At 34.2% G+C, this 16,103-nt stretch carries 12 protein-coding genes; 7 read left to right on the plus strand and 5 right to left on the minus strand.

Annotated features, from left to right (window positions below):
• Positions 1 to 82 precede the first annotated feature (82 nt).
• Entirely contained in the window at positions 83 to 724 is a 642-nt protein-coding gene (locus tag IR022_RS04205; RefSeq protein WP_194202735.1) for a DUF4136 domain-containing protein, read from the plus strand.
• A gap of 167 nt (positions 725 to 891) precedes the next feature.
• On the opposite strand, the gene IR022_RS04210 is transcribed toward IR022_RS04205, so the two are convergent.
• The 4 genes from IR022_RS04210 to IR022_RS04225 all read right to left on the minus strand — a co-directional run bounded on the left by IR022_RS04210 (position 892) and on the right by IR022_RS04225 (position 4,144).
• The gene (locus IR022_RS04210; protein WP_050708674.1) at positions 892 to 1,137 is read right to left on the minus strand and encodes a hypothetical protein; all 246 of its coding nucleotides are present in this window, start codon (positions 1,135 to 1,137) and stop codon (positions 892 to 894) included.
• A 200-nt stretch (positions 1,138 to 1,337) separates the two neighbouring features.
• Complete coding sequence (locus IR022_RS04215; RefSeq protein ID WP_194202736.1) at positions 1,338 to 2,297, minus strand: DUF5106 domain-containing protein; 960 nt, start codon at positions 2,295 to 2,297, stop codon at positions 1,338 to 1,340.
• 100 nt (positions 2,298 to 2,397) lie between these two features.
• Positions 2,398 to 3,303 (minus strand): phosphatase PAP2 family protein, encoded by a 906-nt coding sequence (locus IR022_RS04220; protein ID WP_194202737.1) that lies wholly within the window; start codon positions 3,301 to 3,303, stop codon positions 2,398 to 2,400.
• A 70-nt stretch (positions 3,304 to 3,373) separates the two neighbouring features.
• Positions 3,374 to 4,144 (minus strand): NYN domain-containing protein, encoded by a 771-nt coding sequence (locus IR022_RS04225; RefSeq protein ID WP_050708681.1) that lies wholly within the window; start codon positions 4,142 to 4,144, stop codon positions 3,374 to 3,376.
• A 365-nt stretch (positions 4,145 to 4,509) separates the two neighbouring features.
• On the opposite strand from IR022_RS04225, the gene IR022_RS04230 reads away from it, so the two are divergent.
• Positions 4,510 to 7,209 (plus strand): cation-transporting P-type ATPase, encoded by a 2,700-nt coding sequence (locus IR022_RS04230; protein WP_050708677.1) that lies wholly within the window; start codon positions 4,510 to 4,512, stop codon positions 7,207 to 7,209.
• Positions 7,210 to 7,308: 99 nt separating this feature from the next.
• Here the strand turns inward: IR022_RS04230 and IR022_RS04235 are convergent, their stop codons facing one another.
• Complete coding sequence (locus IR022_RS04235) at positions 7,309 to 9,237, minus strand: sialate O-acetylesterase (RefSeq protein WP_194202738.1); 1,929 nt, start codon at positions 9,235 to 9,237, stop codon at positions 7,309 to 7,311.
• 909 nt (positions 9,238 to 10,146) lie between these two features.
• Here IR022_RS04235 and IR022_RS04240 point away from each other — a divergent pair.
• The 5 genes from IR022_RS04240 (at position 10,147) to IR022_RS04260 (ending at position 16,062) form a co-directional block, all read left to right on the plus strand.
• Positions 10,147 to 11,109 (plus strand): hypothetical protein, encoded by a 963-nt coding sequence (locus tag IR022_RS04240; RefSeq protein ID WP_050710377.1) that lies wholly within the window; start codon positions 10,147 to 10,149, stop codon positions 11,107 to 11,109.
• Between the two features lie 351 nt (positions 11,110 to 11,460).
• Entirely contained in the window at positions 11,461 to 12,423 is a 963-nt protein-coding gene (locus IR022_RS04245; RefSeq protein ID WP_194202739.1) for a hypothetical protein, read from the plus strand.
• A 729-nt stretch (positions 12,424 to 13,152) separates the two neighbouring features.
• Complete coding sequence (locus IR022_RS04250; RefSeq protein WP_050710375.1) at positions 13,153 to 13,995, plus strand: helix-turn-helix transcriptional regulator; 843 nt, start codon at positions 13,153 to 13,155, stop codon at positions 13,993 to 13,995.
• 315 nt (positions 13,996 to 14,310) lie between these two features.
• Positions 14,311 to 14,748, plus strand: coding sequence for a DUF3868 domain-containing protein (locus IR022_RS04255; RefSeq protein WP_050710374.1), 438 nt, complete (start codon positions 14,311 to 14,313; stop codon positions 14,746 to 14,748).
• A 57-nt stretch (positions 14,749 to 14,805) separates the two neighbouring features.
• Positions 14,806 to 16,062 (plus strand): FimB/Mfa2 family fimbrial subunit, encoded by a 1,257-nt coding sequence (locus tag IR022_RS04260; RefSeq protein WP_194202740.1) that lies wholly within the window; start codon positions 14,806 to 14,808, stop codon positions 16,060 to 16,062.
• Positions 16,063 to 16,103 lie beyond the last annotated feature (41 nt).

Consider the following 16,103-nt stretch of genomic DNA (forward strand, 5'->3'; position numbering starts at 1 on the left):
CAATATACAGCTATTTCTTGTTAACATAAGACGGAAACTTAATCTAGAAGAATTGGATGAACAAAAATAAAATTATAAAATTATGAGAACTTTAAGACTTTTTTCGCTTGTGTTATTTAGCGCCTTAATGTTTGCTTCATGTAAATCGTCATTGACTGTATCCACAGATTATGACCGTAGTGTCGATTTTTCAAAGTATAAAACATTTGGTATTTATAAATTAGACGCCGAAGCTCAAACTATTAGCGAACTAAATAGAAACCGTATTTATGCTGCTATAAAAGCTGCTTTAACAGAACGAGGATTGACAGAGTCTGCTACACCCGATCTTTGGGTAAATAGCTTGGCTTTTGTAGAGTCTAGAGAATCACACTCAAGCACTACTATGACTACCGGTATGGGTATGGGCATGGGTGGTATGGGTATGGGCGGCATGGGTATGGGTGGTTTTCACCGTCCTTACATGTGGGGAGGTCCTATGATGATGACCGGATCGAGCGTAGCCCGCACTCAACACAATGTAGATATTTATCATAAAGGATCGTTACTAGTCGATTTGATTGATGCAAGAACTAATACTCTTGTATGGCATGCTGCAGGTAACAGAGACGTTGATAAAAACTTTGGACGTGATGCAGATGAAAAAATTGCAAAATATGTATCGAAGATGTTTGTGAGCTTCCCTCCTGCAACTATCGTAAATACCACAGTGAAAACTAAATAAGTTTTAAAGTACACAATTAATATATAAAGCTGTTCCTAATTAGGAGCAGCTTTTTTTGTGACTCTTATATTCTAAATAAAGTAATAGGGAGGTATTAAATAAGAATCCCACCAACTCTTTAGAGAGTGGGCGGGACTAATTAATTTGTTACGTGTGACATTATATGATCACTTTATGGGTTTTATACCTATGTTTTTTATGTAATTCTGCACATGCTCGTTTCGCTCTTCTGGCGTAAGGCTGGCAGGAAGTTCAATTGATGTTCTGCTATCAATTACTACACAAACAACTTCACCTATTCTTTTTTTATGATCTTCTAGCATTTGGCTAACTAAGTCATTTGCTCTTACTCGTTCAGATCGGTTAATAGCACCATCTTTTCCTTTTTGAGGTGCTCTTTTTTTAGTTTCCATATTCTCCACTATTTATAAGTAAATAAATAAAACAACCTTCTCAGGCTTGATTTTTGTGAATATACTCAATAATAATCAGATAAACAATTATTTAACAAATTTAGACAAGTGGAGAAAGCCTAAATTTGAATATAATTAGGTTGTTTTTTAGATGGAGAATGAATGCAGTAATAGGATTCCTTATTAGTTGCAGGAGAAAACTATCGGAGTATAACCATCGGTTTATTTTCGAATAACCATTTTTCGAGAATTACAAAATCAACATCTTTTAATATAACCTTTTTATCCTTATCGAGTAAATAAATAGTTGGGATTGCTTTCAGATCATATACCTTTTTATTTTGTACTATTTGATTCTTATCATATCCATTTATCCAATAAGTTGGAATGTCATTCAAGTGTTTTTTCCAGATCTCTAAATCTGCATCGGGATAGAAAGAAAGTACAGCGAGATGCTTGTTCTCTAGTCCATCGTTTATAATATTGGAATTTTTGATGGCTGCAATTACTTCTGCACAAGCATGGCAGTCGGGGTTGTAAAACAATACAATGGTATATTCGCTCTTTATATCATATAGAGTTCCTGTTTTTCCCGATGCTAAAGTATATGCGAAATTTGTAGCTTTATCTCCGATTCTGTTTTTAAGTAACATTTTTAGTTTGAAGTTTGCACGCTCTTTATCAGTTGCATTGGTTTTATTTGACTCTATAATGTAGTTCAGAACGGGAATGTAATATTCTTCGTTTCGCATAGGCGAATTAGGGTCGTAGAGATATTTCTTATACATATCCAGAAAATAAGTATTTATACTACTGTCAGCTTCAGCTTTTATCAAAGTGTTTTTGATAGCCATGCAAGTAATATCCTTATTGGCATGAGGCAGAATCTCAATATAATTTGCCATTGCTTGCTCCGTTATATTCGGTAAATGAATGTAAGCAGTATCTGTGAAATCAAAATTATCCCAGTAATGTTCTACAAGATAATTAGCTCGGTCTAGAGGCGTTTGCAGCGCTTCAGGAATCGTAGCCATTATAAATGTGCGATCTTTCTTTTGCTCGGTTATAAGTTCCTTTTGTTTACTTGCATTACTACATTCCAGAAAGCAGAGCCCAAATAATAGGCACAAGAAAAGACAAATAATATTATGTTTTTTCATAATTGCATTTTGAAGTATTATAGAACATTTTTCCCAAAGTTATAAAAAAAGCATATTCTGGGACTATTTTTTAGTCGTCGTTCTAATATGTTTTGGATAGTTAGAAAGCATATGCTAAGGCTATACCCATATTGCCGGTATTAACTGTTGGTACAATCACGAGACTTTTTTCTTTTTCTTTTATCCCAAGTATATTATGCCATACAGGTAATAGCATATAACCGAGCTCTGTACTTAAGATACCTATGCCTGCACCCGTAACAACATCACTTACCCAATGTTTCTTGTTCAATACTCGCATAGTGCCAGTTGCTGTTGCCACTGCATACCCACCGATGCCAATCCATGGAGATGTATCTTTATATTCTTTGAAAAGAATGTGTGCCCCTACAAATGCTGTAGCGGTATGCCCCGAGGGAAACGAATTATTATTAGAGCCATTTGGGCGTGCAATATGTGTTGTGCTTTTCACAGTTTGAACGGTTGCACCCATTATCAGATATGATGTTGCCATAATGAGTGTTTGGTCTCTAAAATTGTGTTTCGCTTTTACCCCTGCAAAACTTAAACTGTATGTCATTATAGCAGGAGCAAATTGTATATAATTATCGAGCGGGTTTTTCTTTGAGATATGCTCTCCAACTTCATGGTTTGTGCTTAAGTCTAATTCTCTCAGTGGCTTATTGGTTCTTGTTAATACTCCATAAGCAATAAATGTGGTAGGAATAATAAATTTAGAATAGGACGAATTGAAAAACTTCTTTTCTTTAGGTATATCAAAGTTAAAAGTCTTTTCCTCCTTCGAGAAATCAAAACCATTTTCATCGATATTTGTGGGATTATTAACCATAGATTCTATTTGAATACTATTCTGATTAAATTTCAGGGAATCCGGATTTAATAATTTTGATATAGACTGTTGGTGCATTCTTGTTGTATCTTCTTGTGCAGAAGAGAATGATATACACCCGATAAATAATAAAACAAGTAAGGAGAAACGCTTCATCGTTTTATTTTGCAATAGATATTGTATTTGATAGCTAGTGACTGACATGTCTTACATTTTGCAACTACTTTTATTCTTTGATCTTTACATAGATATGTTTGATATGCTTTTTATCGGCAACTCTCACATCAATGTCGAAAACCTTGTTTAGAGATTTAATCAAAGGTGTAAGTTTTGGATAGCCATAATTTCGGGGGTCAAAATCGGGTCTCTTCTTGATGATCAAATTTCCCATATCTCCAAGGAATGCCCATCCGTCATCGTCAGCTAAATCCATGACCGTAGTTTTTAGAAGCTGAATAAGCTTTTTATTTATAGGTTCAATATTGGAATCTTTCTCGCCTTTAGAATGATTTGGAGATGAAGAATCTTGCTGATTGTCCGAATTTTCTATTTCCGAATTTCCGATTATCTCAATATATATAAACTTGTCGCAGGCTACAATAAAAGGATTCGGCGTCTTTTTCTCTCCAATGCCAATAACTAACATACCAGATTCTCTTAGTCTGACAGCTAACCGAGTAAAATCACTATCACTCGAAACCAAACAAAAACCATCTACTTTTTCGGAGTGCAATATGTCCATCGCATCAATAATCATGGCAGAGTCCGTTGCATTCTTTCCCGTAGTATAGCTATATTGTTGTATGGGCGTAATGGCATGTTCCAATAAAGGTTGTTTCCATCCCGATACAGTAGGTTTAGTCCAATCACCATATATTCTTTTAATGGTAGGTATCCCTATCTTGGCAATTTCATCGAGCATACCTTTTATATTAGAGTAGGGTATATTATCTGCATCAATGAGGACGGCTAACTTTAAGTCCTTGTTTTCTCTCATAACCATTTGTATTGTTTAGTAATTTCAAATGTACGATTTCTTTGATGTTATTCATTATTAAGTATTAGAAAAAACGAGTCTATATAAATCTTTCTATTGATGCTGAAAAATGATGGCCTGTATTTTAATCTATAAGCTATCTTTCTCAAGAAGCCATTATTTTATAAATGTTTTATTGTTGTTAGAAGAGTGAATTGCTAATCTGCATCTTTTGTATAGGTGTCTAACCTTTAGTTGTTTCTTTCTTATTATTCTAAAATAATACACCAGGTATTCTATTTTGTTGGTTTTTTATGAAATTTTTCATAGCTGTGAGGTAAACAATAGTTAATTTTTTTTGTTTCAATATCATAATAACCATATTTATGAGGAAAGATTATATTCATACGAAGAGAGAATGGTATTCCATTGATAGTGCTGATGTAATAGACACTTTAGAGTCTGATATTACAGTAGGGCTATTAGATGATGAGGCTAACCAGCGATTAACTCAATTTGGAGAGAACGTATTACCTGAGAAGAAAAAAGTAAGCAAGCTTATCCGTTTCTTGAAACACTTTAATGACATATTAATATATGTGCTTTTTGTTGCGGCAATTGTTACCGCAGTATTAGGACATTATGTCGATACTATTGTTATTCTGTTGGTTGCAGTTGTAAATGCATCAATCGGTTATTTTCAGGAGAATAAAGCTGAGAAAGCATTAGAAGACATCAAGAAGATGTTATCACTTAAGGCGCAAGTAGTAAGAGATGGAGTAAGAACCGAAATTGACGCTTCTCTTCTCACAATTGGAGATATGGTTTTACTGAGTCCGGGAGATAAAGTTCCTGCCGACTTACGTTTAGTAAGAGCCGACAACTTGAAAATAGAGGAATCTCCACTTACTGGAGAATCAGTTCCTTCCGAAAAGAAGGTTGCTGCTTTACCTGTTGATACAATGTTGGGTGATAGAATTAATATGGCTTTTTCGAGTACCACTGTAAGTGCAGGTACGGGAATGGGTGTTGTTATAGCTATCGGTAAGGATACAGAGATAGGTAAGATAAATGAAATGATTTCAGAAGTAGAAGAGATAACAACTCCTCTACTTAGACAAACAGCTAAATTTGGAAAAACAGTATCTATTGTTATTGTAGCTATCGCATTTGTAATTTATTTGTTTGGGCATTTTTTCCGAGATTACGATTCGGGCGAACTACTCATGTCTGTCATAGGTTTGGCTGTAGCTGCTATACCCGAAGGTTTGCCAGCTATACTTTCCATTATTTTAGCAATAGGTGTTCAGAATATGGCTCGTCGAAATGCAATTGTCCGTACACTTCCATCAGTAGAAACATTGGGAGCAGTATCGGTTATTTGTTCTGATAAAACGGGAACACTCACTAAGAATGAAATGACTGTGAAAACTGTAGAGATACGCGATGGCGAATTTACGGTTACAGGAACGGGTTATGCACCAACAGGAGATGTATTGAGTAATGGTGCTAAAGTTGATTTTGATTCTGAGCCTATATTAGAAGAATTGATCAGCTGTTTTAATATATGTAACGAAGCCTCTTTAGGAAAAGATGAGGACGAGCATTGGTTTGTAAAAGGAGACCCTACCGAGGGTGCTTTGATAACTTTGTACCAAAAAGCAGATGTGGATCATAGCCATGTTGAACGGAAATCGACAATTCCGTTTGATTCCGAATATAAATATATGGCTACTTTGATAGAAGATACAGACCATAATATTATATATATTAAAGGTGCTCCCGATCGACTTTTGGATATGGCGGAGAAAGAAAAATCTAAAGCTGGAGAGCAAGATTTTGATCGTCATTATTGGGAGAGTAAAATTACAGAGTTGGCTCAAAAAGGACAACGTATTATTGGTGCTGCCTACAAAAAAGTAGATAAAAGTATAATTGATATAGATCACGAAGATATTCATAATGGTATTGTCTTTCTAGGTCTTGCGGGAATCATAGATCCACCACGTGAAGAAGCTGTTGAGGCTATTAGATTGTGTTCGGAAGCAGGAATCACAGTGAAAATGATAACAGGAGACCACGTAGATACAGCTAAAACCATTGGTAAAGAAATGGGTATTGGTGATGGAACAAAGGCATTGCAAGGAAAAGATCTTGAAAAAATGAGTGATGCCGAGCTCGAAGTAGCTGCTCAGGAATATGATATTTTTGCCCGTACAAGCCCCGAACATAAGTTGAAATTGGTGAAGGCTTTACAAGCCAGAGGTACGATTTGTGCAATGACGGGCGATGGTGTAAATGATGCACCGGCTCTTAAAAAAGCAGATGTAGGTATTGCAATGGGTATCAAGGGTACGGAAGTAACAAAAGATGCTTCGGAAATGGTATTAGCTGATGATAATTTTAGTACCATAGTGGCTGCCGTTGAAGAAGGACGAAGGGTATATGATAATCTGAAAAAGACTATCTTATTTATATTGCCGACGAATGGTGCTGAAAGTTTCTTGATAATAGCGAGTATATTATTTGGTACTATGATGCCATTAACTCCCGTTCAAATTTTATGGGTAAATATGGTGACATCAGTAACAGTTTCTCTAGCCTTAGCTTTCGAAAGAATAGAACCGGGAGCTATGAAACGTCCTCCACGATCGCCACAAACGCCATTGTTAAGCGGCTATTTTATCTGGCGAATATTGTTTGTATCAGTACTTATTGGTGGTGGAACCCTTTGGATGACTATAAATTTATTAGCACACGGTGTTAGTGAAGAAATTGTGAGAACCATTACATTACAAACTATTGTAATCGCTCAGATGTTCCACTTATTCAATAGCAGAAGTATTCGTGGCTTTGCTTTCAACAAAGACTTCTTTACAAACAAAGCAGTATTTGTAGTATCGGGTCTTTTGGTTATTCTCCAATTGGCAATTACCTATCTTCCTTTTATGAATAATGTATTTGGAACTTATCCTTTAGAGTTAAACGATTGGGTATATCCATTTATTCTAGGTTTTGCAGTATTTGTAATTGTAGAAGTTGAAAAAGCTGTAATGAGAAAAATAGATGCTTTAAAAACAAAATAAGGTACAGGTATTTCTGTTCTTAATAGTGATATATTTTGCATTAAATAGAAAAGACGGACATAGTAATATGCCCGTCTTTTTTATTTTAAAATAATGAACTTACTTATCAGTTCTGAATGGTGCAGCGGGAAGTCCTTCGCTATTGAAAAGGTTTACTTCGGGGTTATTAGACCATGAGTATCTTACTGAAATAGGACTAGAAACTTCTGGGCTCTCAACAATTACTTTGTCTCCATCTAAGTAAGCTTTTGCCCAGACAAATCTGTTGTCAGCACCTGCAATTGCGAAACCTTTGATAGATTGATTATTGTCACTCACCTTTAGACCTTTTGCTATATTATCAAAATAGATAATCGCTTTATTTCCTGAGATTTCCATCTTGTTAAATGTAGGACCTGAGTAAATAACATCACTGCGTCCATAATCTTTATTTAGAGCAATTAAAGCAAGTCTAGCTCCTACATCTTGCTTGTTTCGGGGGTGAATATCCTTAGCATCGCCAATGTCGGTAATCACCGCTTGTCCTGTATAAGGTAGCGAAAGAGTCATATTCTGAGCCTCACGCAATTCTGCCCATTTACTATCTTGAGGTTGTTCATCTTTAGCCATATAATTAGCTAATTGCACCCAATAGAAAGGAAACTCCGATTCCCATTTATCTCTCCAATCGTTGATTAGGGTAGGGAAGAGTGTACGATAGTTATAAGCATCATCTGCATTGCTTTCACCTTGATACCATATTGCCCCTTTTATCGAAAAAGAAGTCATGGGATTAATCATAGCATTGTAAAGTAGGGAGGGATAAGAGTTTGGAGAAAAATCAATATATCCATATTCTTTATTAGTCACCGATTCCTTGTATTCCCATTCTCCGGATAGAGGATACTTTACACCATCAATCTCTAAATATAGCTCATGAGGCTGACCATAAAGTCCTCCGCCTCCACTGTGATCTACAATTTTTACAGTTAAGGTGTTCACTCCACTTTTTAAAATGTCCTTTGTTATACTATATGTTCTAGGTAAGCCATAACCTACTGTCTCTCCAACTTTAATACCATTAATCCATGACACATCATCATCATCTACGGGACCTAGGTTCAATATGGCAGTTTTTCCTTCAGCGTCTTTTGGAAGTGTGAAATTGTATCTGAACCAAACAATTCCGTCTATTGAAGCAAGTTCAGTTTGTGACCATTCTTGAGGTACTTGCATTTTCTTCCATGCAAAGGTAATTTTTGTAGGAGCTTTAAACCATTCGCCTTTTATGCCCGGATCGTTTTTTAAGGCATTGAGGTAGATCTGCTTTTTTGCTTCATTCTCTTGAGCAAATCTAGCTAGATCAATACCTTGTAATGCTGCATATCTTTCTTTGAAATTATCGGGTAAGCGAGCGAATGAGTTTTGGCTTATCCATGTCTCAATCTGAGTCCCTCCCCATGAGGAATTAATGATGCCAATTGGTATATCTAACTCTTTATTTAATTTGCGTGCAAAGAAGTAAGCCACTGCCGAAAAGCTGGAAACGGTTTCGGGAGAACAAACTTGCCATTTCCCATCAAAGTCAGAATTGGGTGTCATACTCATAGCTTTCTCTACATTAAAAGCTCTTATTAGGGGGTAATTAGCTTCTTTAATCTCCTGCTCATAATTTTCAACCTGGCTCCATCCATTCACAGGCATTTCCATATTAGATTGTCCGCTGCATAGCCAAATGTCTCCAATAAGAATATTATTAAAAGTAATAGTATTACTGCTTCCTTGTACTTTCATTTGATAAGGGCCTCCGTAAGGTATTGGCTCCAAATTTACAGACCAATTACCTGCTTGGTCGGCTTGCACATTTCTAGTCTGGTCTAGAATTTCAACTTTGATTTTTTCATTTTTATCAGCCCATCCCCATATCTTGAGAACTTTGTCTCTTTGGAGTATCATATTATCCGAGAATATATGAGGCAATCTAACCTCTGCTTGTAAAACTGAAGAGAAAAGAGTGGCAATAAATAAAAGATAAATGTACTTTTTCATGGATTATAATTAGTTATTAAGTATTTACAAATATAATATATCGAACTGATATTTTATATTGTCTAAATCTTAAATCATTTCCTATCTCTATATGCTAAAATAGAATGGTGGATCTAATAGATTCTCTTTATCTTGTACTTTTATTCATAATTTGAGATGTCTGGGATTTTGTATTTTGCTGATAAATAGGTTTATATCTTTTTAAATTCGAGATTTAACGTTTTGATGCAGTTCAAATGTATAATAATATTGAAACGCAATTGTATCTTTGCCATTCACTTTATATAATAATAAGCATTCTTTGTAGCTGTTAAATGTCTCATTTTTTAGGAAAATCAATCAAAAAAATGCTTGTGAAAAATAATAGTAAACTATTTAACTTCCCCAGTTTAAATTGGTTTAACATTGGCTTTGTTATAGTTGACATGTAATAACAGATAACACTATTGCAATGAAGGATCTTTCAACTTTTATTGCTGTAAATGTTTACTATTCAAGAAAGAAACGATAATAATTTATATATAGTAATATGTCTTCCTTTATTCTCAATTGCAGAGCGTATACTAAAGGTACGCATTGTGAAGAAAGTCTTTATGTTCATATAATTTACCAATGGAAATTGGTTGCTGTTATAATGGCATATTGTTTTTATCCGGATAAATGGGATAGGTATAAATGTAGCACTACTGATACGGCTAATTCGTTTTGGCTTAGATGTCTTCCTGAAATTAAAGCAAAATCCAATTAGAGAGAGTATTAGACTCGGTCTATTCAATGCGGGATTGAGTTAATACTCAAATAATAGTTTTGCTAAGTAATTTGAGGACGAAATCTAACCTATTTTTTATAAGATGATTAAATATAATAACTGTGTGGACTTTAATAGTTTGTGTGTATTAACACTAGATTATGAATCAAAAACTGAATGAAAATCTGGTGGGTGCAATTAAAGGTGCACTTCCGGAAAGAACGAATGTCGCTCTGTATTTGATGGATTTACTATCATTGGGAAAAGAAGCCGTTTATCGTCGTTTAAGAGGTTCTGTGTCTTTTAGTATAGAAGAGTCAGCGCTGATATCCAGGGATCTAAGCATCTCGTTGGATCATATTATAGGGATGAGAAGTAAAAATAAAGCAATTTTTAATCTTAATCTTATTGAAACTGCCAATATGATGGATGATTATTGTGCGTCTATAGATATCTATACACAGGCTTTCAGAAAAATTAAGTTGTATTCTGATTCGCAGTATCAATCGGCATGCGGTTCTATTCCTTGGTCTCTTTATATTCAGTACGATTTGATTTCAAAATTTCACCTCTACAAATGGGCATATCAGATGAGAGGCTACGAAAGTATGTTGAAGTTCTCTCAATTTGCTGTTCCTCAGAGTGTTTTAGATGCTCATCAGGAGTTTGTAAATGAAAGGAGCTGTTTACCTAAAGGATTCTTTGTGTTATCCAGAGACATGTTTGTCTCCTTTGCGAAAGATATAGCACTCTTTTCGAGGCTCAATCTTCTTGCAAAAATAGAAACTCAGCAAATAAAAGAAGAGCTTATGAATCTTCTTGATGAATTAGAATCAATTACAGCTTCAGGAGGAGGCAAGCAAGGTAGCGAAATTTCCTTTTATCTATCCAATATCAATTTTGAGTCATCTTGTACTTACTTAGAGTACCGCGATGTTGAGTTATCTATTTTTCATATTTTCTCTTTAGTTTCAATTAACTCTGATAAATCTCAGATTTGCAAGGCTCATAAAGAATGGATAAATTCTCTCAAAAGATCATCAACTTTGATTTCCAGAAGTGGCGATGTGCATAGGGCTGAGTATTTTAACGAACAGCGAGAGTTGTTAAATACGATTTTATGATTCGTATAATGATTCACTAGACCTATTTCTCCGAATTTTATCATCAAAATAGCTTACTATATTTTTTGAAATATAATGTATGAGGGAATAATGTTTCTTTCGGAGAAATTTATTCCTCTTTTCGAGACATATCAAACTATGAATGTTGAAAATAGAACATTCAATTCTTAAAATTCCACAAAATGAGAGATTTTCATTAGTTAACTTCGTATATCTTTGTGCATGTAGAATAAAAGGGGAAATAAAAGAAGAAAAATGACTTTAAATGTTTTTTGAGGCTAGTTGGTCTATCAACAGTTATCAAAGAATATTGTGTATGAAGTTGTACCCTCTCTTTTCATATCTGAAAACATGAATCAGAAATTCAGCGAAAATTTAGTAAGTGCAATTAAAGATGTGCTTCCTGACAAAACGAATGTAGCTATTTATCTGATGGACTTATTATCATTGGGTAAGGAAGCTGTTTACCGTCGTTTAAGAGGTGCAGTATCTTTTGATATTGAAGAGTCTGCACTAATCTCAAAAGATCTAAATATTTCATTAGATCATATTATTGGAATGAAAAGTAAGGATAAGGCTGTTTTTAGTCTTAATCTTATTCAAAGGCCTGATATACAGGAAGACTATTGTCGGTTTATTGATAATTATATACATGCTTTTCATCGACTGAAACCGTATTCTAACTCCAAATCCTATTCAGCATATAATGTTATCCCATTTTCCTTCTATACTCCGTATGATCTAATTTCTAAGTTTTATTGGTATAAATGGCTGTACCAGATGCAGGGATTTGAAAATACCCTGAAATTCTCAGAATTTACTCTCCCTCAAAAAATATCGGATGTCCACAAAAGATTTACTGAAGAAAGTCGTTTTGTAGAAAACTCATCTTTTGTTCTCTCACGAGATATGTTTATCTCATTAGCTAAAGATGTTGACTTTTTTTTGAGGTTAAATTTACTTACCAAAGAAGAGGTGCAGCAGATAAAGAGCGAGTTACTTGATCTTCTGACTAATTTGGAATCAATAGCTGCCTCAGGTGTCTGGAATGGAGGAAAAGAAATCTCTTTTTATCTGTCTAATCTTAACTTCGAATCGTCTTATACCTATTTAGAATGTAGCGATTTTGAGTTATCTATTTTGCGTGTTTTTTCTTTTGGGTCAATTCATTCTTTTAAAAATCAGGTGTGTGAGGTACACAAAGACTGGTTAAATTCCTTGAGACGTTCTTCCACCTTAATCTCTCAGAGCGGCGATGTCCACAGGGCAGAGTACTTTAATGAGCAAAAAATCTTGCTTGACGCCATTTTATAAATAATGGTTTCCGATCAAATTATTCCTTTGTTCGAATACTGAATTTACGACTAAAATACTCTTGAAATTGTTTGTATTCACCTATATCTTTTAATTGTCATTTTTTCTTCATAATGCTTTTCAATATATGTTTTGCACTATGCTTTTGGTGAGAATGGAGTTTTATTAGATTATTATTCCTCTTTTCGAGACAAAAGGATGTTTTATCGTCGAAAATAGAACATGTTTAAGAGTTTTGTTCCCTGCTTTGATTCGTTTTTATCAATAAACTCCCTATACTTTTGCAGTAAGACATCATAATATCATATACAATTTAGTCGAATTTTTCTCGAGAAAGGTTCTTCTATTCTCAATCTAGGCTTTTAGTCTTGGTTTAGATTTACTGTCCTTATTAGAAAAAAGAGTAGTGTAGTTTTTCTTTGACTATTGGGGACGAAATAGATAACAGCTAAAGTGTAAATGTAAGTTTATGAGATGATTATCTGTCACTTCTTAAGTGATGAGTAGAGGGGAAATTATACAATAAACCACATGTAAAAGACTAACAGTTAAATAACTAATTAAAAACGACCAAAAATATTATTTGTAAGATAAAAAAATAACACATTACTGAAACGTAATAACTACCTCATGTTGGAACGAAATTTCTGGCATGCAGATGCAATGTTCAATATGATTTATTGAACACTTAACAGACAACAGTTATCAAATATTTAAAATCGTTTAATAATGAGCAAATTATTATATAAAGACGAACACCTTGCGTGCTATAATTATCAAAAAGATGATAAAGCACCAATAGAAGGTTTAAAGATTAATGCAACGCATTCTATCGAAAATATAGTTGAAGAAAGTGAAATTATATTCGTAATCGAAGGGCGTTTTAGCATATCTTATGGCGAAATTTCTGATAGAAGAGTTAATTCAGGTCAGATGTTTGTGCTTAGACAAGGCTATCAATATAAAATTGATGCAGAAGCAGATACTTTTATAATGATCTTTCGGATTAATTCTCAAGTGAATTTTTGTGATCGATTCTCCATACAGCAGCTATACCAGAAAGAATTTAAAATAGAAGATGAATTTAACCCATTGATTATTAACAATAGGCTGAGCGATTTTTTGTCTCGAGCTTATGCTAATATCTCGGATGGTTTACTGTGTACTCATTTCTTGGATCTCAAAAGGCAAGAGCTATTCTTCTTACTAAGAGCTTATTATTCGAAAGAAGATCTTGCTCGTATGTTTCATCCATTGTTAAATAATGATCAGGTTTTCTCTAATTTTATTTATGATAATCATTATAAAGTTAAGAATATCCAGCAGTTAGTTGCCCTTTCGAGTTACAGTGTATCTGCTTTTAATAAGCGATTTAAGAAGAGTTTTGGAATCTCTCCCTATAAGTGGATGAAAGATCAGAGAGCAAAACGTATATTCCATGAAATCAATAATTATACAAAGAATTTTAAAGTTATAAGTGAAGAGTATGGTTTCTCTTCTCTCTCTCAATTTAATGATTTTTGCAAAGTACACTTTGGCCTTACACCAGGAGAGATAAGGAAGAAAAGTTAGTGTGAATTTTCCTATTTAGATGATGCTTTCAGTTTTAGTTTAAATGATCTTTTTTTGTAAGTGTCTGTTTCTGTAGTGTATATATGCTTTTTGGTGAATGCTTCTTGATGTAAATAAAGCCTGCTTTTTTAGAGAAAAATTACTCTTTTGTTTATAAATGTCAAAATTGTGAATTAAACGAGCGGAAATTATAAAAGGTGTTAGTCTTATTCGGGCTAAGTTTGTATCGGTTTATTTTTTTAGAAGTTCTCCTCTATTCATCGCTAACGAAGTGATAGGATTTAATAACATTGATTTGAAGTAAATTTCACAGCTATGGTTAGTTCATTAGTATATACACTTTCTTTATGGGATTCTTCATCGGATTTAGGATCCATTGAGATCTACGAAAGTTCGTTAATCGAACGAAATGGGCGTATGCACATTAACCTCGACTTTGGCATAAAATGCTTATCTGTGGGAGCTAATCAGTCTTTAACGTTTACACCTGTATTGATGAAAGGTTCTCATCATCAAGAGCTTCCATCTATTGTGATTTCAGGAAAGGAACGATTCAGGGCTTATCGTAAATGGAAAATGTGTCCATGGATATTATCATTTAAAAGTGATTATAACATTTATAAAGTAATTGAGGCGAAAAATGGAGAATGTATGTCTTTCTCTTATACACTAAAAACACCCATAGAAGGATGGATGACTGGTGCCTCAATAGGATTTTATGATAATGCAACAGGTAGATTACAAACACAATAGGATACATGTAATCAATTGTATCACATTCAAATTATTTATAATTTAAAGTTTTTTAAAATGAAGAAATCTTTTCTAAGCCTATTTATAATAGGAGCCTTATTCTCATCTTGTAGTAACGACGATAGTCCGATTGATTCTCCAGAAAATGTGGGTGAATTAACGACAAAATTGTCTTTTGAAGAAGCTGGTGGGAATAGTGTAAGAGCAGCATTGTCGACAGCAATTCCAATCACGAACTGGAACAATATTAAACAAGTACAAATGTTTTTGTATGATGCAGCAGGTAAAGTAGCTTATTCACAAACAATTACTCCTACAGCTTCTAATCTTAATTTTACTTGGACTAATATTCCAATAGGTACAAATTATAATTTGGCTATAGTTGCAAATGCAAAAAGTAGTTCAGATAATATTTATACATCTCTAGATGGAGGTGCGAATGGTGTAGAGTGGGGAAATTATAATGTGAAAAGTAAGAATATAAACTCTCAAATTTGGATGGGGTTAAAACCTTTGGCTACATTTCCTACAGCATATGATGCAAAGAAAGAAACCAATGACAAGCCATATGCCGAAGCTTCTGAAATTTTCACAGCATACGCATCTAATGTAACAATCGCACAAGGTGTAACTACTGATCTTTCGGGTTCTCCTTTGCAATTGAAAAGAGATGTTTCGTTGCTACGTGTAAGAGTAGATAGATCGGATGCTAAGCTTGCGGGTGTAAATTTTGCTCATGCAAACACATCAATACTTATTCACCGTCAACCAGTTGGGTTAGGGCTTAAATTAGGTTCATTTGCAGGAGGTATCTATGCAACAGCTTCAAATCCCGATCATATAATGGTTGCAGCTAGCGGAGCTTCTACTTTTAAAACAACAGATCCAACAACTACAACGCATAATCCTACAAAAATTATTGATAGTAATTTTTCTTTGTGGAGAGATATTGTAGTATTTCCTAATGCTACAATGGCAGAAGTTGCAGCAGGTAAATTACCAAGTGGTTTAGCAGATAATGACAGAAAATATTTTATCATGATTTCGGCTAGAACTCCTGATAATATCTCGGTAGCAAATCCTTATAAATTAGAAGACGGAACGATTTTAACTGCAGCAGCAGATTTATTCTGGTGGGCAACTGTTAATGAAGTGTTCTTATCTAATAACATACGTGAAGTAAATATTACAATAAAATCGAGTGGAAGTATTACTCCTCCGGTTAATCCAACAGAAGAAGGTGGTTTGAAAATAACAGTTAGCGCACCTCTACCTTGGAATTCAGAAATTCAAAGCACAAACACAGAAGTGTAAATATCAATAATTTCTTTTAGTTCAGTTCATAACCCTGTGCA

Source organism: Dysgonomonas sp. GY617 (assembly GCF_015233815.1).
In the GTDB taxonomy this organism is placed as follows: domain Bacteria; phylum Bacteroidota; class Bacteroidia; order Bacteroidales; family Dysgonomonadaceae; genus Dysgonomonas_A.